The following is a 24214-nucleotide window of genomic DNA, read 5'->3' on the forward strand; positions in this document are numbered from 1 at the left end:
GAGATAGCCTGAGCAGGAGTAAATATAAGGGACATACTCAGCTATGTTATTACCCTGGTTAATACTAATCCCCTTTATCGGCGGGTTCCTGTGCTGGCAGACCGAACGCTTTGGCGTGAAGATGCCGCGCTGGATTGCGCTGATTACCATGGGACTGACGCTGGTTCTCTCACTGCAGCTGTGGCTGCAGGGCGGCTATTCTCTGACACAGGCTGCGGGTATTCCCCAATGGCAGTCGGAATTTGTCATGCCGTGGATCCCTCGCTTCGGTATTAGCATTCATCTGGCTATCGACGGTCTGTCGCTGCTGATGGTGGTGCTGACCGGCCTGCTCGGCGTACTGGCCGTACTCTGTTCATGGCGCGAGATCGAAAAGTATCAGGGCTTCTTCCACCTCAACCTGATGTGGATCCTGGGCGGCGTTATCGGCGTGTTCCTTGCCATCGACATGTTCCTGTTCTTCTTCTTCTGGGAGATGATGCTGGTGCCGATGTACTTCCTGATCGCGCTGTGGGGCCACAAGGCTTCCGACGGTAAAACGCGTATCACGGCGGCCACCAAGTTCTTCATCTATACCCAGGCGAGCGGGCTGGTGATGCTGATTGCCATCCTGGCGCTGGCGTTCGTGCACTTCAACGCCACCGGCGTGTGGACCTTCAACTATGAAGATCTGCTGAAGACGCCGATGTCCCACGGCGTGGAATACGTGCTGATGCTGGGCTTCTTCATCGCCTTCGCGGTGAAAATGCCGGTGGTACCGCTGCACGGCTGGCTGCCGGACGCGCACTCCCAGGCGCCGACCGCCGGTTCCGTTGACCTCGCGGGGATCCTGCTGAAAACCGCGGCCTACGGTCTGCTGCGTTTTGCGCTGCCGCTGTTCCCGAACGCCTCTGCCGAATTTGCGCCCATCGCTATGTGGCTGGGCATCATCGGTATTTTCTACGGCGCGTGGATGGCCTTCTGCCAGTACGATATCAAACGCCTGATTGCCTATACCTCGGTTTCTCATATGGGCTTCGTGCTGATTGCCATCTATACCGGCAGCCAGCTGGCCTATCAGGGTGCGGTGATTCAGATGATTGCGCACGGCCTCTCCGCTGCCGGTCTGTTTATCCTTTGCGGCCAGCTCTACGAGCGCCTGCACACGCGTGATATGCGTCAGATGGGCGGTCTGTGGAGCAAAATTAAGTGGCTGCCGGCGCTGTCGATGTTCTTCGCCGTGGCGACCCTCGGGATGCCGGGTACCGGTAACTTTGTCGGTGAGTTCATGATCCTGTTCGGCAGCTATAAAGTGGTGCCGGTGATTACCGTGATCTCCACCTTTGGTCTGGTGTTCGCTTCCGTCTACTCGCTGGCGATGCTGCATCGTGCCTACTTCGGTAAAGCGAAGAGCGAGATTGCGGCGAAAGAGCTGCCGGGAATGTCGCTGCGCGAGCTGTCGATTGTTCTGCTGCTGGTGGTTCTGCTGGTGCTGCTGGGCTTCTTCCCGCAGCCGATTCTGGACACCTCACATGCTGCGATGAGCAACATTCAGCAGTGGTTTGTTAATTCTGTTTCTACTACAAGGCCGTAATTCGCCATGACAATAACTCCACAACAACTGATCGCACTGCTACCGCTGCTGATCGTCGGCTTGACGGTGGTGGTTGTGATGCTCTCCATTGCGTGGCGACGCAATCATTTCCTTAATGCCACGCTGTCGGTTCTCGGGCTTAACGCCGCGCTGATATCGCTTTGGTTTGTCGGTCAGAACGGCGCGATGGACGTCACGCCGATGATCCGCGTTGACGGCTACGCCATGCTCTACACCGGACTGGTGCTGCTGGCGAGCCTGGCGACCTGTACTTTTGCCTATCCGTGGCTTGAGGGTTACAAGGACAACAAAGAAGAGTTCTACCTGCTGGTGCTCATCGCCGCGCTGGGTGGCATTTTGCTGGCGGGTGCAAACCATCTGGCGGCGCTGTTCCTCGGTATCGAATTGATTTCGCTGCCGCTGTTCGGCCTCATCGGCTACGCTTTCCGCCAGAAACGGTCTCTGGAAGCCAGTATCAAATACACCATCCTCTCCGCCGCAGCCTCTTCTTTCCTGCTGTTCGGTATGGCGCTGGTGTACGCGAACTCCGGCAATCTCTCCTTCCTGGCCCTCGGTAAGAGCCTGGCGGATAACACCCTGCACGAGCCGCTGCTGCTGGCGGGTCTGGGTCTGATGATTGTGGGTCTGGGCTTTAAGCTGTCGCTGGTGCCGTTCCACCTGTGGACGCCGGACGTTTATCAGGGCGCGCCGGCGCCGGTATCAACCTTCCTGGCCACCGCCAGCAAGATTGCTATCTTCGGCGTGGTGATGCGTCTGTTCCTGTACATGCCGGTAGGCAACAGCGAAGCGGTGCGCATCGTGCTGGGTCTGATAGCCTTTGCGTCCATCATCTTCGGTAACCTGATGGCGCTCAGCCAGACCAACATCAAGCGCCTGCTCGGCTACTCTTCGATCTCGCATCTCGGCTATCTGCTGGTGGCGCTGATCGCCCTGCAGAGCGGCGAAATGTCGATGGAAGCCGTCGGTGTCTATCTGGCCGGCTACCTGTTCAGCAGCCTCGGCGCCTTCGGCGTGGTGAGCCTGATGTCCAGCCCGTACCGCGGCCCGGATGCCGACTCGCTGTACTCCTATCGCGGCCTGTTCTGGCACCGTCCGATTCTGTCTGCGGTGATGACGGTGATGATGCTGTCGCTGGCTGGTATTCCGATGACGCTGGGCTTCATCGGTAAGTTCTACGTGCTGGCGGTCGGCGTGCACGCGCACCTGTGGTGGCTGGTTGGCGCCGTGGTGGTGGGTTCGGCGATTGGTCTTTACTACTACCTGCGCGTCGCGGTGAGCCTCTATCTGAGCGCGCCGGAGAAACTGAACCGCGATGCACCGTCTAACTGGCAGTACAGCGCCGGCGGTATCGTGGTACTGATCTCGGCTCTGCTGGTGCTGGTACTCGGCGTCTGGCCGCAGCCGCTGATTAGCATCGTACAGCTGGCAACGCCGCTGATGTAAAGCGGCTACGGCTGCAAAAAAACCGCCGGTCTACGATCGGCGGTTTTTTTATGCGCGTCGTTAAGCCGGGCTAGCCCGTTTAGCGGATGGGATAGACCATAAAATCCTCCGCCAGCAGGGTCTGCGGGAAGATCTCCCGGCACTCCGCCAGCAGGCGCTGACAGCCCTGCAGGTCGTAGCGCGAGCTGAAGTGGGTGGCGATAAAGGTGCCGACCCCGGCATCGCGCGCCAGCGCCGCCGCCTGCTGGCTGGAGGAGTGTCCGCGAGCGTTCGCCTTCTCGGCCATCGCCTGTTCGAGGGTGGTTTCATGAATCATGACGTCCACGCCCTGCGCCAGCTCAAGCGCCGCCGCACAGGGCGCCGTATCGCCAAAGATGGCCAGCTTTTTCCCCGGCGTCGTCGGGCCAAGATAGCGGCGGCCGTCAACGATGCGCCCGTCGGCAAGCTCGACGCTCAGCCCCTGTTTGAGCTGCTGAAACAGCGGCCCGGAGGGAACGCCGTCGGCGATAAGGCGGGCCGCGTCCAGGGTGCCGGGCTTGTCGTGCTCTTCAATGCGGTAGCCGTAGCACTCCACCGGATGGTTTAGCGGCCAGGCCGTGACCCGATATCCGGCATCGTCCAGGATAAGACCGGGGCCAATTTCGACAACATCCAGCGGATAATCGGTCCACGAGCCGCTGAGGCGCAGCGCCACTTCGACAAACTCCCGCAGCCCTTTTGGCCCGTAGAGGGTCAGCGGCAGCGAGTTGCCCTGCATCGAGCGGCTGCACAGCAGGCCGGGGAGGCCAAACAGATGGTCGCCGTGAAGATGGGTAATAAAAATTTTATTCAGCTTGCCGGGGTGCAGGGCGGTATGCAGAAACTGATGCTGGGTGCCTTCTCCGCAGTCGAACAGCCAGACCTCCGCCGCCGTTGGCTGTTGCAAATTCAGCACGATAGACGTCATATTACGCGTACGGGTCGGCACGCCAGCGGATGTCCCCAAAAAAGTTAATTCCATCGTCCTGTGTCCTTAGGGCGTGAGTCAAAAACAGAGTATACCCGTCATCCTTCAGGTTGCGCGCGCTGGTTGAGCCTGTTGCCTTCAGCCGCTCGCCTGCCGCCGGAATGATGCAGGGCCCACTTCAATAAAGGAATAATAGATGATGATATGGCAGGATCTCCACCATAGCGAGCTGACCGTCCCGCAGCTCTATGCGCTGCTAAAGCTGCGCTGTGAAGTCTTTGTCGTCGAGCAAAACTGCCCCTATCAGGACGTTGACGGCGACGATCTGATCGGTGAAAACCGTCATCTTCTCGGCTGGCGCGGCGATGAGCTGGTGGCCTATGCGCGGATCCTGAAAAGCGCAGAGGATTTCGAACCGGTGGTTATTGGCCGGGTTATCGTCAGCCCGACGGTACGAGGGGAGAAGCTCGGCTATCAGCTGATGGAGAAGGCGCTCGCCAGCTGCACCCGCCTGTGGCCGCAGAAGGCTATCTATCTCGGCGCTCAGGCGCATCTACAGTCCTTCTACGCCAGCTTCGGCTTCCAGGCGGTGACCGACGTTTACGACGAAGACGGGATCGCGCATATCGGCATGGCCCGCGAGGCCGTAGCGGACCCGCTCCTGCCCAGGTAGCCGCCGACTATCACGACTTCCTGAAATGACGGACGGGCAGGCAGCTAAAAGCCGCTCCCTCATCGTGGGTACTGCTATTTCTTGCCTGGACCCCGTATAATGTGGGGTTTTTATCCTCTGGAGGTTTGCGTGCTGTCTGTTTCCGCTGCGCTGGAAAGCTTACGCGGCTGTCTGAACGATGAGTTTCCCGCATCGTCCGGCACGCGAATTTTCGATGTTTCGTTTCCTCTCCACGACGCGTTTGATCCCCTGCTGTGGTGCGGGCATCAGCCTCAGTGGCCGCAGTTTTACTGGCAGCAGCGCAGCGGCGACGAAGAGCTTGCCGCGCTCGGGGCGGTGAAAACGTTCTCTTCGCTGGCCGAAGCGCAGCGTTTTTTACAGCATCAGCAGCATCAGGACCTGCGTATTTGCGGCCTGAATGCGTTCAGTCCGCAGGTCGGGGCGCTGGTGCTGCCGCGGCTGGAGTGGCGTCGGGTGGGGGGCGCGGCGTCGTTGCGGCTGGTGCTGTGCAGCGACGCTTCGCTGCGCGAAGATGCTCATGCGGCGCGTGAGTTTCTGCACTCCTTGACGGCGGAGCAGGCGCGGCCCGCGGCGATACCTGAGCTACTCAGCGAACGGCATGTCCCGGAATATCCGCGCTGGCGTGAGCTTATCCTGCAGGCTACCCGGGCCATTGCGGCCGCAGAGATGGAAAAGGTCGTCCTGGCACGCGCCACGGACCTGCGCTTTGCCGCGCCCTTAGATGCCTGGTCGATTATGGCCGCCAGCCGCCGCAGCAACTTTAACTGCTTCCATTTCCTGATGGCCTTTAACCCGCAGCAGGCGTTTTTCGGCTCAACGCCGGAGCGGCTGTGGCGTCGGCGCGGCACGCTGCTGCGTACCGAGGCGCTGGCGGGGACCGTCGCCGGCCATGCTGACGATCGCCAGGCGCAGGCGCTGGCCGACTGGCTAATGCACGACGATAAAAACCAGCGGGAAAACATGCTGGTGGTGGAGGATATTTGCCAGCGTATGCAGGATGAAGTGCAGATGCTGGAGGTGCTGCCGCCGCAGGTGGTGCGCCTGCGTAACGTACAGCATCTGCGGCGCTGCATCTGGACGGCGCTAAACGCACCCGACGATACCCGCTGCCTGCACCAGCTGCAGCCTACGGCGGCGGTCGCCGGGCTACCCAGGCGGGCGGCGCTGGACTTTATCACTCAGAATGAACCCTTTATCCGCGAATGGTACGCCGGTTCCGCCGGCTATCTGTCGCTGGCACAAAGCGAATTCTGCGTAGCGCTACGCTCGGCGAAGGTGGAGAACGACACCCTCAGGCTCTACGCCGGCGCCGGGATTGTCAGTGGTTCCGATCCTGAGCAAGAGTGGCAGGAAATTGAAAATAAAGCGGCGGGGCTGCGTTCGTTGCTGCTGAGAAAAATGTAGATAAACGACGCATATCAATACTCCATCACTTTGTATTACCTATACTTAGCCTCAATATTTGATATCGGACAATTTCATGTCAGTAAGCGCATTTAACCGACGCTGGGCGGCGGTGATCCTTGAAGCATTAACCCGCCACGGCGTGCAGCATATTTGCATTGCGCCGGGGTCGCGCTCGACGCCCTTAACGCTGGCAGCCGCGGAAAACCGCGCATTGATTCCCCATACTCATTTTGACGAACGCGGGCTTGGCCACCTGGCGCTGGGGCTGGCTAAGGCCAGCCGGCAGCCGGTGGCGGTCATCGTCACCTCCGGTACCGCCACGGCCAATCTCTATCCGGCGCTGATTGAAGCCGGGCTGACCGGCGAAAAGCTGATTCTGCTTACCGCCGACCGGCCGCCGGAGCTTATCGACTGCGGCGTCAATCAGGCTATCCGTCAGCCGGGCATGTTCGCATCGCACCCGTCCGAAACCCTCTCTTTGCCGCGTCCTTCGCAGGATATTCCCGCGCGCTGGCTGGTCTCAACCATCGACCAGGCGCTGGGTGCGCTGCATTCTGGCGGCGTGCATATTAACTGTCCGTTTGCCGAGCCGCTGTATGGCGATATGGACGATACCGGCGTGAGCTGGCAGCAGCAGCTCGGGGAGTGGTGGCAGAGCGATACGCCCTGGCTGCGTCAGTCGCTGCATCTCGGTAGCGAAAAGCAGCGCGACTGGTTTTTCTGGCGACAAAAGCGCGGCGTGGTGATTGCCGGGCGCATGAGCGCCGCCGAAGGAGTACAGGCCGCCGCGTGGGCGAAAATGCTCGGCTGGCCGCTGATTGGCGACGTGCTTTCGCAAACCGGGCAGCCGCTGCCCTGCGCCGATTTATGGTTGGGTAACGGTAAAGCGGTCAGCGAGCTGGAGCAGGCGCAAATCGTCGTCCAGCTGGGCAGCAGCCTGACCGGAAAACGTCTTCTGCAGTGGCAGGCGACCTGCGAGCCCGAGGAGTACTGGCTGGTCGATAATTTACCCGGCCGTTTAGATCCGGCCCAGCACCGCGGCCGCCGTCTGGTCTGCCCGGTGGGGGAGTGGCTTGAGCTGCATCCGGCGGAAAAACGTCAGCCCTGGGCGACGACGCTGCCGGTTCTTGCCGAGCAGGCCTGGCAGGCGACGGTCGAATGCAGCGAGCGCTTTGGCGAGGCCCAGCTCGCCCACCGCATTCATCGCTATCTGCCGGATCAGGGACAGCTGTTCGTCGGCAATAGCCTGGTGGTGCGCTTAATTGACGCGCTCTCGCAGCTGCCGGCGGGATATCCGGTCTACAGCAACCGGGGCGCCAGCGGCATTGACGGCCTGCTGGCAACCGCCGCCGGCGTGCAGCGGGCCAGCGCCCGCCCTCTGCTGGCGATCGTTGGCGATCTTTCTGCGCTCTACGATCTGAATTCGCTGGCGCTGCTGCGCCATGCCTCGGCGCCGCTGGTGCTGATTATTGTCAACAACAACGGCGGGCAGATCTTCTCTCTGCTGCCGACGCCGCAGGAAGAAAGGCGCCAGTTTTATTTAATGCCGCAGGATGTCAACTTCGGGCATGCCGCGGCGATGTTCGATCTCGGCTACCACCGCCCGGGCAGCTGGGACGAGCTGGAGACGGCGCTGTCCGGCGCGTGGCGGACGCCTGGCGCGACCGTGATTGAGCTGGCGGTGAACGAAACCGACGGCACCCATACTTTGCAGCAGCTGCTGGCGCAGGTGAGTCGTCTATGAGTTTGCACGCCGAGTGCGAGCGCGGCCAGGCCCATCAACCCTGGCTGATTTTTTTACACGGTTTTTCGGGCGACAGTCGCGAATGGCAGCCGGTCGGGGAGGCGTTTAGCTCCCGTTCGCGGCTCTATATCGACCTGCCAGGCCACGGCGGTTCCCGCGATATTCAGGTCGGTGATTTTGCCGATGTCTGCCGGCTGCTGCAGGAGACGCTGGATAGTTACAGCATCCTTAACTACTGGCTGATTGGCTACTCCCTCGGCGGCCGCATCGCGATGGCCTTTGCCAGCCAGCCGCGCGACGGTCTGTGCGGGCTGGTCGTGGAGGGCGGTCATCCGGGACTTGTTGACGATAGCGAGCGCCTGCAGCGTCGGCGCAGCGATGCGGCCTGGGCCGAACGCTTTCGTCACGAACCGCTGCCCCAGGTCTTTGCAGACTGGTACCAGCAGCCGGTTTTCGCCTCACTGGATGCGCAGCAGCGGGCGGACTTAATCGCGCTACGCAGCTGCAACCATGGCGCCAATCTGGCCGCCATGCTGGAGGCGACGTCGCTGGCGGTCCAGCCCGATCTGCGCCCGGCGCTGCGTGCCTGCCGCATTCCTTTTCACTATCTTTGCGGCGCGCGCGATGACAAATTCCGCGCGATAGCCAGCGATCTCGCCGCGACGATACACGTTATTCATCATGCCGGGCACAACGCGCATCGGGAAAATCCCGCCGCGGTAACCGCCTGCCTGGCGCAGTTTTTAGCAAGTTAACTAAAGGACATTCTATGATCTCTCTTGATGAAGCCATGCTCTACGCCCCTGTTGAATGGCACGATTGTTCCGAAGGCTATACCGATATTCGTTACCAAAAATCGACGGACGGTATTGCTAAAATCACCATTAACCGCCCACAGGTGCGTAATGCATTCCGTCCGCTGACCGTAAAAGAGATGATTCAGGCGCTGGCGGATGCCCGCTATGACGACAATATTGGCGTCATTATCCTGACCGGCGAAGGGGACCTGGCGTTCTGCGCCGGCGGTGACCAGAAGGTGCGCGGCGACTACGGCGGCTATCAGGACGATTCCGGCGTGCATCACCTGAACGTGCTCGATTTCCAGCGTCAGATCCGCACCTGTCCGAAACCGATCGTCGCGATGGTCGCCGGCTACTCCATCGGCGGCGGCCACGTGCTGCATATGATGTGCGACCTGACAATCGCGGCAGAAAACGCCATCTTTGGTCAGACGGGGCCGAAAGTCGGCTCCTTCGACGGCGGCTGGGGCGCAGCCTATATGGCCCGCATCGTTGGCCAGAAAAAAGCGCGCGAAATTTGGTTCCTGTGCCGCCAGTACGACGCGCAGCAGGCGCTGGATATGGGGCTGGTCAACACCGTTGTCCCGCTGGCCGATCTGGAAAAAGAGACCGTTCGCTGGTGTCGTGAAATGCTGCAAAACAGCCCAATGGCTCTGCGCTGCCTGAAGGCGGCACTGAATGCCGACTGCGATGGTCAGGCGGGTCTGCAGGAGCTGGCGGGTAATGCCACCATGCTGTTCTACATGACCGAAGAGGGTCAGGAAGGGCGCAACGCATTTAATCAGAAGCGTCAGCCGGACTTCAGCAAATTTAAACGGAATCCGTAATGCGCCGGGCGCAGGTTTACCGCTGGCAGATACCGATGGACGCGGGCGTGGTTCTGCGCGAACGGCGGTTAAAAACCCGTGACGGGCTGTTCGTCCATCTCCAGGAGGGCGAGCGCGAAGGCTGGGGGGAGGTTTCTCCTCTGCCGGGATTTAGCGAAGAAACTCTCGAAGAGGCGCAGGCTGCGCTGCTGGCGTGGGCGACGGCCTGGCGTCAGGGACAGGATCTTCCTTTTCCTCCGCAGCCCTGTGCGGCGTTCGGGGTCAGCTGTGCGCTGGCCGAGCTGAATGAGCAGCTGCCGCAGGCGGCAGATTATCGCGCCGCGCCGCTGTGCACCGGCGATCCGGACGAGCTGTTTGCCAGGCTCGCGGCGATGCCGGGCGAGAAGGTCGCCAAGGTCAAAGTGGGCCTGTATGAGGCCGTACGCGACGGCATGGTTGTGAATCTGCTGCTGGAGGCTATCCCCGAGCTGCGGCTGCGTCTGGACGCTAACCGTGCCTGGACGCCGCTGAAAGCGCAGCAGTTCGCAAAATACGTGGATCCGCAGTATCGCGATCGCATTGCTTTCCTCGAGGAACCGTGCAAAACCCGGGCTGATTCCCGCGCTTTTGCGCAAGAAACCGGCATTACCATTGCCTGGGATGAGAGCCTGCGTGAAGCCGATTTTTGCCTGCAGGCCGAGGCGGGAGTTGGGGCGGTGGTGATTAAGCCAACCCTTACCGGTAGCCTGCAAAAAGTGCAGGAGCAGGTTGCCGCCGCCCACGCTCTGGGGCTGACGGCGGTCATCAGCTCCTCGATTGAGTCGAGCCTTGGGCTGACACAGCTGGCGCGTATTGCGGCCTGGCTGACGCCGCAGACCATTCCGGGCCTCGATACGCTGGCGCTGATGCAGTCCCAGCTGGTGCGCCTGTGGCCTGAAAGCACGCTGCCGTGCCTGTCAACGGATGCGCTGGAGCCGCTGCTGTGATCTTTCGCGACTGGCCGTGGCACCACTGGCGTCAGCGGCGGGGCGAGGCGTTTGCTCTGCGGCTGAACGACGATAGCCTGACCTGGCAGCAGCTGTGCGACCGGGTTGACGCGCTGACGGCAGGGTTTGTCGCTCAGGGCGTAGGTGAGGGCGATGGCGTTATTCTGCGGGCCCACAACCAGCCGGCGGCGCTGCTGGCCTGGCTGGCGCTGCTGCAGTGCGGTGCCAGGGTGCTGCCGCTTAATCCGCAGCTGCCGTCGGCAATGCTGGCGCAGCTGCTGCCGTCTCTCGATGTGCACCATCTGCTGGCGCTTAGCGGCGAGGATAATGCTGCCCTCGGCTATTCGCCGCTGGTTATGCGCGCCGATGCCGGAGAACGCAGCCTGGCCTGGAGCGAAGATCGTCTGGCGTCGATGACGCTGACCTCAGGATCTACCGGGTTACCGAAGGCCGCGGTGCATACTTTCCGCGCTCATCTTGCCAGCGCACAAGGGGTGCTGGCGATGATCCCGCTAGCCGCCGACGACGACTGGCTGCTTTCCCTGCCGCTTTTTCACGTCTCGGGACAGGGAATTCTCTGGCGCTGGCTGCTGGCCGGATCGCGTCTGACGGTGCGGGAAAAGCGGCCGTTAGAACAGGCTCTGCAGGGCTGCAGCCACGCGTCTCTGGTGCCAACGCAGCTGTGGCGGCTGCTCAACGGCGATGCGCAGGTATCGCTGAAGGCCGTTCTTCTGGGCGGGGCGGCGATCCCCGTCGAACTGACCGAGCAGGCCCGGGAGAAAGGTATTCGCAGCTGGTGCGGGTATGGCCTGACCGAATTTGCCTCGACGGTGTGCGCCAAAGAGGCCGACGGCGAGGCGGATGTTGGACAGCCGTTGCCCCAGCGGGAGCTGAAAATTGTCGACGGCGAGGTTTGGCTGCGCGGGGCCAGCATGGCGGCGGGCTACTGGCGCGACGGCGGGCTGGTGCCGCTGGTTAACGAGCAGGGCTGGTTTGCCACGCGCGATCGCGGCGAGCTGCGTAACGGTAGGCTGACCATCCTTGGGCGTCTGGATAATCTCTTTTTCAGCGGCGGTGAGGGGATCCAGCCGGAAGAGGTTGAACGGGTGATTATGGCTCATCCGCAGGTTCGCCAGGTGTTCATCGTGCCGTTGGATGATGCCGAGTTTGGCCAGCGTCCGGTGGCGGTGGTCGAAGGCGATGAACGGTGCGACATGGCCGCTTTAGCGGCCTGGGTCGAGAATAAGCTGGCGCGCTTTCAGCAGCCGGTACGTTGGCTGGCGCTGCCCGAAGTGCTGAAAACCGGCGGCATAAAGATTTCGCGTCGGGCGTTACGCGAGTGGGTCAACGCGCATCGGGACGATTGCGCTTAGAGCGGCGGATAGCTATCGCTAGTGAACCTTTGAATCATCTTTTGATGAAGAGATTGAATACGTTTTTATGATGACAGCGATGCCGCTAATACTCATCAGGGCGAACTTTAATCGGCAAAGTTCGCGGTAGCGCATTGCTCGGGCTAAGTCATCCTCAGCCCGGCGGTGCGGAATCCGCTATCTGACCGCGGGTTAAAAATCAGAGCAGCCCCTTCAGCGCCAGGGTCTTGCGCGTGGCGACGTTCAGATCGTAGCGCGGCAAATCCTCGACGCTGACCCACGCATAATCCTGAAACTCTTCGTTAATGGTGACTTCGCGGTTGGCGCTGACGCAATCGAAAATCAGGTAGATCATGTAGATCTCCTCCTGCCGGCCGTCGCTATAGGTTTTGACCCGCACGTCGTCGCTGAAGGTCCAGGGCGTAATGCTCCTCAGCTGCAGGGCTTCACCCAGCTCTTCACGAATTTCACGCCTCAGGGCGTCCTCAATTCGCTCGCCAGGCTCCACGCCGCCGCCGGAAAGCGCCCACTGGCCGGGAAAAACGCCGCGATCGTCGGCCATCCTGCAGAGCAGATAGTGTCCATCATGTTGAATCAGCGGGCAGACAATAGTCCTTTGGCGCATGGTATCTCCTTTGAATAAACGGTTAGCAAAGCATCTGGCTGCCAGTTTGCGAGCCGCCTCGGTAAACCGCAAGCGAAAACGCGCGCCCGGCGTTGGCGCTGGTAGGGTGGGTTGAAATGACGGACAGGAGGTCAGCATGAGCCGGGCGACAGCGCACTTCCCGCATGATGCCGTGTTTAAGAGCCTGCTGTCGGACCGGGCGACGGCGGCGGATTTTTTACTGATTCATCTGCCGGAAAACTTACGCGAGCTGTGCGACCTGCAGACCCTGCATCTGGAATCCGGCAGCTTTATTGACGACGATTTACGCGCAAGCCACTCGGATATTCTCTATTCCGTGCAGACCCGGACTGGCGAAGGGTATATCTATCTGCTGATTGAGCATCAAAGCTCTGCGGATCGGCATATGGCCTTTCGTTTAATGCGCTACGCCGTGGCGGCGATGCAGCGTCATCTCGATAAAGGCCAGCAGCAGCTGCCGCTGGTGATCCCGCTGCTTTTCTATCACGGTAAGGCGAGCCCCTGGCCGCACTCGATGCGCTGGCTGGACGGCTTCTCACAGCCAGAGATAGCCGAAAAGCTCTATAGCCAGCCCTTCCCGCTGGTGGATGTGACGACTATCCCGGATAGCGAGCTGCTGCAGCATCGACGCGTGGCCATGCTGGAGCTGCTGCAAAAACACATTCGACAGCGGGATCTGATGGAGCTTCAGGCACAGGTGGTCAGCTTATTAGCGCTGGGATACACTGGCGAAAGACAGCTGCAGACGCTGTTGCACTATATACTCCAGGCGGGGAGTACCGCCGATCCCGTGGCATTTCTGCGTCAGCTGGCGCAAAGCGTGCCGCTACAGCCGCATAAGGAGGCGCTCATGAATATTGCTCAGTTCCTGGAAGACTGCGGTCGTCAGGAAGGGATGCAGCAGGGAAGGCAGCAAGGGCTTGAGGCAGGACTGGAGGCAGGAATAGAAAAAGGCCGACAGGAAGGTGAACAAAAGGCCGCCGAGCGTATTGCGCTGGCGATGATCGACTGCGGACTTGAATTGCCTCTGGTCGCCGAGCTGACCGGCCTGTCCCTGCAGCGCCTGGCGCAGCTTAAGCACTAGCGCATAATTCTCACAACGCGGCGGCCGAACGGCTACCGCTTTTTTTACGCCGCTATTTTTTGCCGATACCCGGCGCGGACGCCCGACGATGCGCCACCACGGTGCGCAAAACGCCTCTTTTTACCAGATATCTTCCCCTCGCCAGCGCTGATGGCGGCGCAGCGACCGGGCAAATCCTGCGTTCCGGTAGCAACTGCTTACAATCCCAACAATAAAGGTCATTTTAGGACATTGATTCCTCAGCATTCGGCAGTACAATTCTGCGGTTTTTGGGACTTCTTTGATTCTTGATTTCTGGATAGAGTAAAAAATGAAAAAATGCATATTAATCGGCTTTGCCGGCCTGGCGTTGGTCTCTACGGCGGCAAACGCTATCAGCGTCACCGGGCAGGCCGGTGAGCACTACACCAACCTTGGCGTGGGTTTTGGTACCGAATCAAGCGGACTGGCGGTAACCGGCAACTGGATGCACAGCGACAACGACGGCGACGCGGCAGGTTTAGGGCTGGGTTTAAACATTCCTCTGGGGCCATTCCTGGCAACGGTGGGTGGCAAAGGCGTATATACCAATCCGAAAAGCGGTGACGAAGGGTATGCGGCAGCGGTCGGCGGCGGCCTGCAGTGGAAAATTGGCGACAGCTTCCGCCTGTTCGGCGAATACTACTATTCACCGGACTCCCTCTCCAGCGGCATCCAGAGCTATCAGGAAGCTAACGCCGGCGCGAGCTGGACGGTTATGCGTCCTCTGAGCATTGAAGCCGGCTATCGCTATCTGAACCTGGCAGGTAAAGACGGTAACAAAGATAATACCATTGCCGATGGCCCGTACGTCGGCGTCAGCGCCAGCTTCTGATCCCCGGGCGCGGTATCATGCCGCGCCGATTTCCTGTCTACCCAGCCCGCACCTTTGCGTTATAGTATTTCCACTTATCAGGCTGGAGTTCACAATGTTAAACGTGGAAATGCTGTCCACCGGCGACGAAGTGCTGCATGGGCAAATCGTCGATACCAATGCCGCGTGGCTGGCGGATTTCTTTTTTAATCAGGGATTGCCTTTAACGCGTCGCAACACCGTCGGTGACGATCTTGATTCTCTGATCGCTATTTTACGCGAGCGCAGCGAACATGCGGACGTGCTGATCGTCAACGGCGGCCTGGGCCCGACCAGCGACGATCTCAGCGCGCTGGCCGCGGCAACCGCTAAAGGCGAGTCGTTAATTCTGCACGCCGGATGGCTGGAGACGATGACGCGTTTCTTTGCCGAGCGCGGACGACCGATGGCGGAAAGCAACCGCAAGCAGGCGGAAATCCCCGCCAGCGCGGAGATGATCAACAACCCGGTGGGTACCGCCTGCGGTTTTGCCGTTCAGCTCAACCGCTGTCTGATGTTTTTTACCCCCGGCGTGCCGTCGGAATTTAAGGTGATGGTTGAGCAGGAGATTTTACCCCGCCTGCGCGAACGCTTCCCGCTGTCTGAGCCGCCGCTGTGCCTGCGCCTGACCACCTTTGGTCGTTCAGAAAGCGACCTGGCGCAAAGCCTCAATCCGCTGCCGCTGCCGCCTGGCGTGGTAATGGGCTACCGTTCTTCGATGCCGATTATTGAGCTGAAACTCACCGGTCCTGCTGAACAGCGCGACGCGATGCTGGCGCTATGGCCAGAAGTGCAAAAAGTTGCCGGCGAGAACCTGATTTTTGAAGGCACCGAAGGGCTGCCTGCGCAGATTGCGCGCCGCCTGCAGGAGCGGCAGCTGAGCCTGACCCTCAGCGAGCAGTTTACCAGCGGCCTGCTGTCGCTCCAGCTCTCCCGCGCCAGCGCTCCGCTGCTGGCGAGCGAAGTGGTCCCCGCGCAGGAGGAGACGCTGGCACAGTCGGCCCGCTGGACGTCAGAGCGGCGGGTGAAGCATTTTGCCGGCCTGGCGCTGGCGGTCTGCGGCCAGGAAGCCGATTACCTCAACTTCGTGCTCTCCACCCCGGAAGGCACCCACGCGCTGCGGGTTAAGCTCAGCGTCACCCGCTACAGCCTGCAGGTCCGCCAGGAGGTTTGCGCGATGATGGCCCTGAATATGCTGCGCCGCTGGCTGAACGGCCAGCCGGTAGCCGGCGATCACGGCTGGATTAACGTGGTCGAAACGCTGTCGATCTAAGCCGCCAATCGCGCCGGGAACCCCTCCCGGTGCGTTTTCAGTCCAGCCCGCTGTACTTATTTTTAAATATTCTGTGCGCTATCCCCCATTTATACGCTGCGAAATGTCCACCCCGCTGGAATAACGCCGTGATTTGAGGCCGCTCACAATTTTCCCCCCTGACAATCGCAACACTGATTCCAGTATTCAGGATTGGAGTCCAGTATGTTGGAATCAAGCAAGGTCCCGGCGCTGACCCGCGCCATCGATATTCTCAATCTCATCGCCCGCATTGGCCCCTGCGGCGCGGCGACGATTATTGACGAACTCGGTATTCCGAAAAGCACCACCTATCTGCTGCTGGGCGAGCTGAGAAAGCAGCGTTTCCTCAGTATGGATAATCAGGATAACTACTGCCTGTGGACCAAGCTGGTGGAGCTGGCCGGGCACGCCGTAAGCAAAATGGATCTCCGCGAGCTGGCGCGGCCGCGGCTGACTCAGCTCATGGACGAATGCGGGCTGCTTTGCCATCTGGGGATCATCGATCAGGGTAACGCCTACTACATTCTGAAAGTTGAATCTCCGGCGACGATCAGCGTCCGCTCGCACGAGGGGAAAAGCCTCTCGCTCTACCGCTCCGGCATTGGCAAATGCCTGCTGGCCTGGCAGCCCGCGCATATACAGCACGCCATCATCGGCGAACTGCGGTGGGAGCGCTCTACGCCGACCACCATCACCACTGCCCAGCGGCTTCACGAGGAGCTGGAGCTCATTCGCGCCAGAGGCTGGAGCTTTGATAACGGCGAGGATTACCTCGACGTTCGCTGCGTCGCCGCGCCGGTCTTTAACGCCAATAACGATCTCACCGCCGCGATCTCGGTGGTGGGGACGCGTTTGCAAATCAATGAAGATAATCGTGATTACCTTGCCGGTAAGGCGATTGCCTGTGCCAAAGATATTTCCCGTTTGCTGGGGTGGAAAAGCCCCTTCGAGCGACGAGCTTCATAACAAGGAGAACATCATGACCCTACCGAAAATTAAACACATCCGCGCGTGGTTTATCGGCGGCGCGACCGCGGAAAAGGGCGCCGGCGGCGGCGACTACCACGATCAGGGCGCAAACCACTGGATTGACGATCATATCGCGACTCCGATGAGCAAATATGCCGAGTATGAACAGTCCCGCCAGTCGTTCGGCATTAACGTGCTGGGCACGCTGATTGTTGAAGTGGAGGCCGATAGCGGCCAGACCGGCTTCGCGGTAACCACGGCGGGAGAAATGGGCTGCTTTATTGTCGAAAAGCACCTCAGCCGCTTCGTTGAGGGAAAATGCGTCAGCGATATTAAGCTGATTCACGATCGGATGCTCAATGCCACCCTGTTCTACTCTGGCTCCGGCGGTCTGGTGCTGAATACAATTTCCTGTATCGACCTGGCGCTGTGGGATCTGTTCGGCAAAGTGGTTGGCCTGCCGGTTTACAAGCTGCTGGGCGGTGCGGTTCGAGATGAGATTCAGTTCTATGCCACCGGTGCGCGGCCGGATCTGGCGCAGGAAATGGGTTTTATCGGTGGCAAAATGCCGACGCACTGGGGGCCGCACGACGGCGACGCCGGGATCCGCAAAGACGCCGCCATGGTTGCGGAATATCGCGAGAAATGCGGCGCGGATTTCTGGCTGATGCTTGATTGCTGGATGAGCCAGGATGTGAATTACGCCATTAAGCTGGCTCACGCCTGCGCGCCATATAACCTCAAGTGGATTGAAGAGTGCTTACCGCCGCAGCAGTACGAAGGCTATCGCGAACTCAAGCGCAGTGCCCCTGCCGGGATGATGGTCACCAGCGGCGAGCACCACGGCACGCTGCAATCTTTCCGTACGCTGTCGGAAACCGGCATCGATATTATGCAACCCGACGTCGGCTGGTGCGGCGGGTTAACCACCCTGGTCGAGATCGCGGCGATCGCCAAGGCGCGCGGTCAGCTGGTGGTGCCGCACGGCTCGTCGGTCTATTCACACCATGCGGTGATTACCTTCACCAACACCCCGTTTAGCGAGTTCCTGATGACCAGCCCGGACTGCGCCACGCTGCGTCCTCAGTTTGACCCGATCCTGCTGGGCGAGCCGGTGCCGCAGAACGGGCGGATCCATAAATCCGTGCTCGATAAACCGGGCTTTGGCGTTGAGCTGAATCGCGACTGTCATCTTAAGCGCCCCTATAGCCACTGATCTCGTCGTGCCGCGCAGCGTCTCTGTGCGGCCGATTCCTGAGGAGATTGCGATGAGTAATACTTTGCTGGAGAGCGTGGTGAAGAAAAACCGCGCCCGTTTGATCCCCTTTATGCTGGCGCTGTACGTGCTGGCGTTTCTTGACCGTTCGAATATTGGTTTTGCCAAAGAGACCTACCAGCTGGATACCGGGCTGAGCAACGAGGCCTACGCCCTTGGCGCCGGAATATTTTTTGTGGTGTATGCCTTTCTCGGGGTCCCGGCGAATCTGCTGATGCGTAAATTTGGCGCGAGAAAATGGATTGGCTGCACCACGCTGCTGTGGGGCGTGCTCTCTGCGGCCATGGCATGGGCGGATAGCGAAACAAAATTCCTGCTGGTACGGACGCTGCTCGGTGCCGCCGAAGCGGGCTTTTTCCCGGGAATGATCTACCTGACTTCTCAATGGTTCCCGCAACAAAATCGCGCCAGCATTATGGGGCTGTTCTATATGGGCGCGCCGCTGGCGCTGACGCTTGGCTCGCCGCTATCCGGCGCGCTGCTGGAAATGCACGGCTTTATGGGGCATCCCGGCTGGTTCTGGATGTTTGTGATTGAGGGTCTGCTGGCCGTCTGCGCGGGCTTTTTCACCTTCTTCTGGCTCGATGATACGCCGCACAGCGCGCGTTTTCTGACCGCTGCCGAAAAGCAGGCGCTGCTTAGCCAGCTGGCAAGCGAAGAGGAGAAAAAGGTGACTTCCCGGCTCTCCGATGCGCTGCGCAACGGGCGCGTCTGGCAGCTGGCGATTATCTATCTGACGATTCAGGTTGCGGTTTATGGCCTGATCTTCTTCCTGCCGACCCAGGTTGCCGCGCTGCTGGGCACCAAAGTGGGGTTTGTGGCCTCGGTGGTGACGGCGATCCCGTGGATTGCGGCTCTGCTGGGGACCTGGCTTATTCCGCGCTACTCCGATCGGACCGGCGAACGGCGCAATATTGCGGCGCTGACCTTACTGGCGGCGGCGATTGGTATCGGCGTCTCCGGGCTGGTGCCACCGGTGCTGGCGATACTGGCGCTGTGCGTCGCGGCGGTCGGCGTGATCGCCGTGCAGCCGGTATTCTGGACGATGCCGACGCAGCTACTCTCCGGTACCGCGCTGGCCGCGGGCATTGGCTTCGTCAACCTGTTCGGCGCAATCGGCGGTTTTCTGGCGCCGATCGTTCGCGTTCAGGCAGAGACGATTTTCGCCAGCGATTCCGCCGGCCTGCTGACGCTCTCCTGCGTGGCGATAGTGGGCGTCGTTATTATCTTTTCATTGAGCGTCACACGCATGGTGCCGCAGTCCGGCAGCGTACCGCATTAATATAAGGAAGACCTATGAACGCTATTTTATCGAACCCGTTTAAAGCGGGATTATCCAGGGGAGAAACGCAAATTGGCCTGTGGCTGAGCTCAACCTCCTCCTACGTGGCCGAGATAGCCGCTACGGCAGGCTACGACTGGCTGCTGATTGACGGCGAACATGCGCCAAATACCATTCAGGATCTTTACCATCAGCTGCAGGCCATTGCCCCTTATGCCAGCCAGCCGGTGATACGCCCGGTCGAGGGGAGCCGCAGCTTGATCAAGCAGGTGCTGGATATCGGCGCGCGGACGTTACTTATCCCAATGGTCGATACGGCCGAGCAGGCGCGGGATATCGTCGCGGCAACCCGCTATCCGCCGGTCGGCACGCGCGGGGTTGGCGCCGGAGTGGCGCGCGCGGCGCGCTGGGGGAGAGTAGGAAACTATATGGCACAGGCGAATGATGAACTCTGTCTGCTCATTCAGGTCGAGAGCAAAACGGCGCTCGACAATCTGGATGAGATCCTCGAAGTGGAAGGCATTGACGGCGTATTTATTGGCCCTGCCGATTTGTCCGCCTCCCTCGGCTATCCGGATCACGCCGCTCATCCTGACGTGCAGCGGATTATTGAACAGAGCATTCGCCGCATTCGCGCGGCGGGCAAAGCGGCCGGCTTCCTTGCCGTCGATCCGAAAATGGCGCAAAAAAGCCTTGAGTGGGGCGCCAACTTTGTCGCCGTTGGCGTAGATACTCAGCTCTATACCGACGCGTTGGATAGCCGGCTGGCGATGTTCAGGCCCGGCGCGCGGCGGGAGGAAGAAAAGGGGAGCTACTGACTCCCCATAATCATCGCGCAGAGGTTCAGGCCAGCGCCTGCGCCAGCAGGGTGATGGGATGTTCACAGCGCTTGCTGGTGGACATCTCAATCTGCCATTTGCAGGTTTCACAATCGGTCACCACCACATCGGCGCCGCTCTCCTCAATCTGGCGGAAGAGCGGCGCGCCGATGGCCTGGGAAGACGCGTAGTTCTCCGACTTAAAGCCGTAGGTGCCGGCGATGCCGCAGCATTGCGAATCCAAAACCTCCAGCTGCAGGCCGGGGATCTGCCGCAGCAGTTCGAGGGTATAGAGCGACCAGCCCATTTTCTCCATATGACAGGGAGTGTGGTAGACCACCTTCAGCGGCAGCGGTTTTAGCGCCAGGGTTCGCCCGCCGTCAAGCTGGCGCCAGATCCAGCGCGTTGCCAGCTCAACCCTGTCGCGCACGTCGCTATTGTCAACATCCAGCACGTGCGGATACTCATCGCGCAGGGTGAAGGTGCAGGTGGAGGAGGTGGCGATGGTCGGCAGCGCGCTTTCGCGCATGGCGGCGACGTTACTCAGCGCCTGCCTGCGGGCTTTGGCAAAAAAGCCGTTGGCAATCAGCGGCACGCCGCAGCATTTTTCTTTGGACAGCAGCTGTACCCCGGTGCCCATGGCGTTCAGCACGCGGATAAGATCCTTACCCAGCTGCGGATGGTTGTAGTTGACGTAGCAGCCGTGAAAGAAAGCGACCTGGTCGCTAAACTGCGCCTGCTGGGCGGCGAGCTGGCGGTATGCCCGGCGGAACGTGCCGAAACCGTATTTTGGCAGCGTCCGGCGGTGATCTATCCTGAGCGCCGTATCGAGCAGTCGGCGCACCGGCTGCAGACCCGTGACGGCGTTGACCAGCGGTGCAAACGGCGTAGAAAGGGTGCCCATCAGATCCGTATGGCTCAGCACCGCATCGCGTAGGCCAGGCTTCTGCTGGCCGTACTGCGCCCGCGCCCGCTGGATAATATCGCCGATTTTAACGTCAGAGGGGCAGGCGACCTCGCAGCGCTTGCAATTAATGCAGTACTTCAGCGCCTCGTCATACAGCGCGCCGTCCTTGAGCCGCAGCCGCTCGCCGTCGGGTCCCGCCTGCTTAGGGCCGGGATAGCGCGGATTAACCCGGCTGACCGGGCAGGCGGTGGTGCAAACCGTGCATTTGATGCAGCTCTCAAAGCGGGTATCGTTCATCGTTCGCCTCCGGCAAGGTCGTTAATCTGTTTGGCGACGTGCAGCGCGGTGACCGCGCAAACGCCGCCGCCGCATCCCAGCTGAATGGCGTCAAAGCCGCCGAGCAGAGAACCGGCGGCAAACAGGTTGTTGAGCGGCCGCCCCTGCAGCAGCGGACGCAGCATCGCATCCGTTTTCAGGCCGAAGCGCTGCCAGGGCTGGGAGGCGAAGAAATCCCGCTGATACCAGCTCTCGCGCGGCATGCTCTGCTGTAGGTCGAGGCCCAGAATCGGCTCGCGCACGCCATCGCGCCCGGCGATCAGGCCGTTGCTGAAGAAGCTGCCGCTGGCCAGGACGGTAAAGCGCGGCCGCAGCGGGATATCGCCGTGGTTACGCGTCCATACTCTGCTTACCGTTCCATCCTGATGGCTGATGTTGGTCACCTCATCACCGGCCAGCCAGGTTCCTCCGCCGCGAATAAAGCGGCGCTGGAGCTGGCTATGCAGGCGCATTCCCGGTACCGACGGGGGCAGAGTTGGCAGCAGGCGCAGCGGGCAGGGCAGGCGCTCCTGTAGCCACAGATAGAGCCGGTTATCGCTAAGGCCAAAGCAGGCGGGCATCATCAGCAAGTCGTGCTCCTGCGCCAGCGGAAGCAGCGCGGCCAGCAGCGCCGGCCAGTGGCGCTCGTCATCCAGTACTCTGGCAATATTGGCGGCGCGAAATTCGCTCGGGCTCTCGCGCAGGACGTCCAGCAGCGGTAAATCGATTTCCGCCGCGCTGGCGTTCATTCCGTGCTGATTAAGCGACGCGGCGGCCAGGTGCGGCTGGAAGTCGGCAAAGCCGCCGATCCCGACCAGGCAGGGGGATTGGGCGGTTAACGGGTAAACGGGAACCTCCTGCGGGGAGAGCCACGCGGCGCGCAGGGTGCCGAGGGGCGTAATGCGCAGATGCGGCCGGGCGGCATCGCCCTGCATCACAATGCCGCTGGCGGCCAGCAGCGCCTGGGTTTGCGCCGCGTAGTCCATGACGCGTTCGATGCCGATCCTCGCGTAGGGATGCTCCGGAGTCTGGCCTGCCAGCCGGGCGAGACCCTGGGCAACCTCGGTCACCTTTTCGCCGTCGGGCAGCTCTGAGAGCAGATCCAGCGAGGCGGAGGAGAAATGCAGCGCGCTTTGACCGCGGCTGACGATCGCGCTGCGCAAACCATATTGATTCAGGCTCAGCCCGCAAAGTAGCCCGGCGAGCCCGCCGCCGATGATCGCGCAATCAAATTTCATCCTGCTGCTCCTTTTGCAAACCGCACAGCCCGAGATAGACCCAGCGGGTGAATTCACTTTCGCGCAGCGCATCGCCCCAGGCGACGGGCTGTACGCCTTTCCAGCGTTCGTTTAAAAACTCAGAAAGCTGGGTCAGCGATTGGGCCGGCGTGGCGACATTGAAGCGCTGCAGCAGCCCGGCGGCGCGGCAGGCGCACAGCTCGCCCTGGCAGGTTCCCATCCCGATTCGGGTACGGCGGCGTAAATCGAGCAGGTTGTTGACCGCTAAATTTTCTACCGCGTACTGCACCTCCCCCGCGGTAACCGCTTCGCACTCGCAGACCAGGCTGCGATGCTGGCGGCTATCGCCAAGCCACGCGGGCGTGCGATCTCCGTGGCGGTACACCGCCGATCCCCGCAGCGGCGCGGGCAGAGAGATGATTTTTTGCAGCGTGGCTTCGACCGGCTCGCGGGAACCCGGTAAAGGGGTTTCTGCGGTGGTGCAGGGGACGGTGTTGCCAAGCTTGCGGCAAACGGCATCCGTCGCCCATTCCGCCATCAGGCGGTAGGTCATCAGCTTGCCGCCGGTAATGGTGATAAACCCGGCCATCCCGTCGCGTTCGGCATGATCCAGCAGCACAATGCCGCGGCTGACGCTACGACCGCTGGGATCGTTATCGCTGGCCACCAGCGGGCGCACGCCGGAGTAGGCGCGCAGCACCCGGGTGCGGGCCATGACGGGTGTCAGCTTCTCACCTTCGCGCAGCAGGGTATCGACTTCCGCGGCGGTGACCCGGTTATCGTCAATTTCATCGTAGGGAATATGCACCGAGGTGGTGCCAATCAGGGAGATGGTATCCCCGGGAACCAGAATATCGGCATCGGCAGGCTTGCGGCAGCGGTTGATAACGTGGCGGTTAATGCGGTGGTCGAGGATTAGCAGCGATCCTTTAGCCGGAAACATCGCAATGCGCAGATCGGCATATTCCGCAATCCGCTGGCCCCAGATCCCGGCGGCATTGACCACTACGCTTGCGCGCAGCGTGCGGTTTTCGCGACGCTTATGGTCATAGCAGTGCACGCCGTTGACCCGATCGCCGCTGCGCAGCAGGCCGGTGATTTCACAGCCGGTAAGGATGGTGGCGCCGTGTTCGCGGGCGTCCAGCATATTGGCCGCGCTCAGGCGAAACGGATCGACGGTGCCGTCGGGTACCTGAACGGCGCCGAGCAGCGCGGGATTGACGGTGGGCTCAAGGCGCAGCGCCTCGGCGGGCGAGAGCTGACGGGTCTCAATTCCGGCCTGCTGGCAGGCGTGAATAAAGGTCTGTTGCCAGGCGAGATCGTCTTCGGGGAGGGTAATAAACAGCCCGTTAGTGGGTTCCACACAGTGGCGGGCGATGCGGCGCAGGATGCGGTTTTCGCTGATACATTCGCGCGCCGATTCGCCATCGGTCACCGCGTAGCGGGCGCCGCTGTGCAGCAGCCCGTGATTGCGTCCGGTCGCCCCGGTGGCGATATCGTGGCGTTCTACCAAGGTTACGCGCAGCCCGCGGAGCGCGCAGTCACGGGCGATCCCTGCTCCGGTTGCGCCGCCGCCAATGACAATGACATCACACTCATCGGTCTCGGCCATCTCTCTATCCCTCTACTTTCGTTTTACACCATTTAGCCACACAAATAGTGCGTATTGTTTGATTTCGAGCATATTCGCGCGTTTATCGAGCATGGAATGTGATTTCATG

General features: G+C 60.8%; 21 protein-coding genes. 16 read left to right on the forward strand and 5 right to left on the reverse strand.

Annotated features, from left to right (window positions below; translation table 11 throughout):
- Positions 1-43 precede the first annotated feature (43 nt).
- The gene (nuoM, locus tag RTE01_RS05320) at positions 44-1573 is read left to right on the forward strand and encodes an NADH-quinone oxidoreductase subunit M (RefSeq protein WP_041146556.1); all 1530 of its coding nucleotides are present in this window, start codon (positions 44-46) and stop codon (positions 1571-1573) included.
- Between the two features lie 6 nt (positions 1574-1579).
- Positions 1580-3037, forward strand: coding sequence for an NADH-quinone oxidoreductase subunit NuoN (nuoN, locus tag RTE01_RS05325; RefSeq protein ID WP_041146555.1), 1458 nt, complete (start codon positions 1580-1582; stop codon positions 3035-3037).
- A gap of 79 nt (positions 3038-3116) precedes the next feature.
- Here nuoN and rnz read toward each other — a convergent pair whose 3' ends face one another.
- Positions 3117-4037, reverse strand: a complete 921-nt coding sequence (rnz, locus tag RTE01_RS05330) for a ribonuclease Z (protein ID WP_141334767.1) — start codon at positions 4035-4037, stop codon at positions 3117-3119.
- Positions 4038-4179: 142 nt separating this feature from the next.
- Here rnz and RTE01_RS05335 point away from each other — a divergent pair, with 142 nt between their 5' ends.
- The 7 genes from RTE01_RS05335 (at position 4180) to menE (ending at position 11793) form a co-directional block, all read left to right on the forward strand.
- On the forward strand, positions 4180-4656 hold the full coding sequence (locus RTE01_RS05335; RefSeq protein ID WP_076945788.1) for a GNAT family N-acetyltransferase: 477 nt from the start codon (positions 4180-4182) through the stop codon (positions 4654-4656).
- A 129-nt stretch (positions 4657-4785) separates the two neighbouring features.
- The gene (gene menF, locus RTE01_RS05340; RefSeq protein WP_134527163.1) at positions 4786-6081 is read left to right on the forward strand and encodes an isochorismate synthase MenF; all 1296 of its coding nucleotides are present in this window, start codon (positions 4786-4788) and stop codon (positions 6079-6081) included.
- Positions 6082-6157: 76 nt separating this feature from the next.
- Entirely contained in the window at positions 6158-7828 is a 1671-nt protein-coding gene (menD, locus tag RTE01_RS05345) for a 2-succinyl-5-enolpyruvyl-6-hydroxy-3-cyclohexene-1-carboxylic-acid synthase (protein WP_134527159.1), read from the forward strand.
- On the forward strand, positions 7825-8583 hold the full coding sequence (gene menH, locus RTE01_RS05350) for a 2-succinyl-6-hydroxy-2,4-cyclohexadiene-1-carboxylate synthase (protein WP_141334769.1): 759 nt from the start codon (positions 7825-7827) through the stop codon (positions 8581-8583). Before menD ends, menH begins: the two co-directional genes overlap by 4 nt.
- Before the next feature lie 14 nt (positions 8584-8597).
- On the forward strand, positions 8598-9455 hold the full coding sequence (menB, locus tag RTE01_RS05355) for a 1,4-dihydroxy-2-naphthoyl-CoA synthase (RefSeq protein ID WP_041146549.1): 858 nt from the start codon (positions 8598-8600) through the stop codon (positions 9453-9455).
- Positions 9455-10420: an o-succinylbenzoate synthase gene (gene menC / locus RTE01_RS05360; protein WP_134527156.1), complete on the forward strand. Its 966-nt coding sequence runs from the start codon at positions 9455-9457 to the stop codon at positions 10418-10420. Before menB ends, menC begins: the two co-directional genes overlap by 1 nt.
- On the forward strand, positions 10417-11793 hold the full coding sequence (gene menE / locus RTE01_RS05365) for an o-succinylbenzoate--CoA ligase (RefSeq protein ID WP_134527153.1): 1377 nt from the start codon (positions 10417-10419) through the stop codon (positions 11791-11793). The genes menC and menE overlap by 4 nt, the downstream gene beginning before the upstream one ends.
- Positions 11794-11992: 199 nt before the next feature.
- Here menE and nudI read toward each other — a convergent pair whose 3' ends face one another.
- Positions 11993-12418, reverse strand: coding sequence for a nucleoside triphosphatase NudI (gene nudI / locus RTE01_RS05370; protein WP_134527150.1), 426 nt, complete (start codon positions 12416-12418; stop codon positions 11993-11995).
- 136 nt (positions 12419-12554) lie between these two features.
- Here nudI and RTE01_RS05375 point away from each other — a divergent pair, with 136 nt between their 5' ends.
- The 7 genes from RTE01_RS05375 to yfaU all read left to right on the forward strand — a co-directional run bounded on the left by RTE01_RS05375 (position 12555) and on the right by yfaU (position 20033).
- Positions 12555-13523, forward strand: a complete 969-nt coding sequence (locus tag RTE01_RS05375) for an Rpn family recombination-promoting nuclease/putative transposase (RefSeq protein ID WP_134527147.1) — start codon at positions 12555-12557, stop codon at positions 13521-13523.
- 310 nt (positions 13524-13833) lie between these two features.
- On the forward strand, positions 13834-14376 hold the full coding sequence (locus RTE01_RS05380) for a YfaZ family outer membrane protein (protein ID WP_041146544.1): 543 nt from the start codon (positions 13834-13836) through the stop codon (positions 14374-14376).
- A gap of 94 nt (positions 14377-14470) precedes the next feature.
- Entirely contained in the window at positions 14471-15667 is a 1197-nt protein-coding gene (locus RTE01_RS05385; RefSeq protein WP_041146543.1) for a nicotinamide mononucleotide deamidase-related protein YfaY, read from the forward strand.
- A gap of 204 nt (positions 15668-15871) precedes the next feature.
- Positions 15872-16654 (forward strand): IclR family transcriptional regulator, encoded by a 783-nt coding sequence (locus RTE01_RS05390; protein ID WP_134527144.1) that lies wholly within the window; start codon positions 15872-15874, stop codon positions 16652-16654.
- A gap of 13 nt (positions 16655-16667) precedes the next feature.
- Entirely contained in the window at positions 16668-17873 is a 1206-nt protein-coding gene (rhmD, locus tag RTE01_RS05395) for an L-rhamnonate dehydratase (RefSeq protein WP_041146541.1), read from the forward strand.
- A gap of 52 nt (positions 17874-17925) precedes the next feature.
- Positions 17926-19215, forward strand: coding sequence for an MFS transporter (locus tag RTE01_RS05400; protein ID WP_041146540.1), 1290 nt, complete (start codon positions 17926-17928; stop codon positions 19213-19215).
- Positions 19216-19229: 14 nt separating this feature from the next.
- Positions 19230-20033 carry a 2-keto-3-deoxy-L-rhamnonate aldolase gene (gene yfaU, locus RTE01_RS05405; RefSeq protein WP_134527141.1) on the forward strand — a complete coding sequence of 268 codons (804 nt, stop codon included), beginning with the start codon at positions 19230-19232 and terminating at the stop codon, positions 20031-20033.
- Positions 20034-20058: 25 nt separating this feature from the next.
- Here yfaU and glpC read toward each other — a convergent pair whose 3' ends face one another.
- Genes glpC through glpA form a run of 3 tightly spaced genes read right to left on the reverse strand, consistent with a single transcriptional unit; the run spans position 20059 to position 24105 of the window.
- Positions 20059-21237 (reverse strand): anaerobic glycerol-3-phosphate dehydrogenase subunit GlpC, encoded by a 1179-nt coding sequence (gene glpC, locus RTE01_RS05410; RefSeq protein ID WP_076945777.1) that lies wholly within the window; start codon positions 21235-21237, stop codon positions 20059-20061.
- Complete coding sequence (glpB, locus tag RTE01_RS05415; RefSeq protein WP_123551758.1) at positions 21234-22493, reverse strand: glycerol-3-phosphate dehydrogenase subunit GlpB; 1260 nt, start codon at positions 22491-22493, stop codon at positions 21234-21236. Before glpB ends, glpC begins: the two co-directional genes overlap by 4 nt.
- Positions 22483-24105 carry an anaerobic glycerol-3-phosphate dehydrogenase subunit A gene (gene glpA / locus RTE01_RS05420; RefSeq protein WP_123551757.1) on the reverse strand — a complete coding sequence of 541 codons (1623 nt, stop codon included), beginning with the start codon at positions 24103-24105 and terminating at the stop codon, positions 22483-22485. Before glpA ends, glpB begins: the two co-directional genes overlap by 11 nt.
- Positions 24106-24214: the final 109 nt, after the last annotated feature.

Origin of the sequence: Klebsiella terrigena (genome assembly GCF_006539725.1) — a bacterium.
Taxonomy (GTDB): Bacteria; Pseudomonadota; Gammaproteobacteria; order Enterobacterales; family Enterobacteriaceae; genus Klebsiella; species Klebsiella terrigena.